Here is a 475-nt window from a genome sequence, read left to right as displayed (position 1 = left end):
GCTTAACCGCAAGTATAGCGCATGAAGTTAGAAACCCATTAGGAGCAATTAGCCACGCAACACAACTCCTGGCTGAGTCTGAAAACCTTGACCCGGCAGACCATAAGATGACGGATATCATCCAGCGTCACTCAAAGCGTGTAAATCAGATCATTGAAAACACTCTGCAACTTAGTCGTCGAACAGAGCCAGAAGTTGAAGACATCACCTTGGCCAACTGGATTGATAAAATCGTCGGCGAATATAAAGGGCACCTGCACTCATCAGACAGAATTAATATTATACTTGCAGACAAAGACGCAACAGCACGCTTTGACCCAAGCCAAATGGAGCAAGTGTTTATCAACCTGATCGACAATGGGCTTAGGCATGGCTTAAAGTCAGATTGCAGCGCACAGTTATTTATATTGCTATCCAAAACCACAAAGGATGGCCAAGCCTATATCGAAGTAATCGATCAGGGTGAAGGAGTCTC

At 44.8% G+C, this 475-nt stretch carries 1 protein-coding gene; it reads left to right on the top strand.

Going from position 1 to position 475, the window contains the following annotated elements; genetic code table 11:
- Positions 1–475: HAMP domain-containing sensor histidine kinase (locus A3763_RS24365; protein WP_197483097.1), on the top strand; the 475-nt coding region annotated here is incomplete at both ends.

This window comes from Oleiphilus sp. HI0128, assembly GCF_001635365.1.
This window is presented reverse-complemented; position numbering and strand designations above follow the sequence as displayed.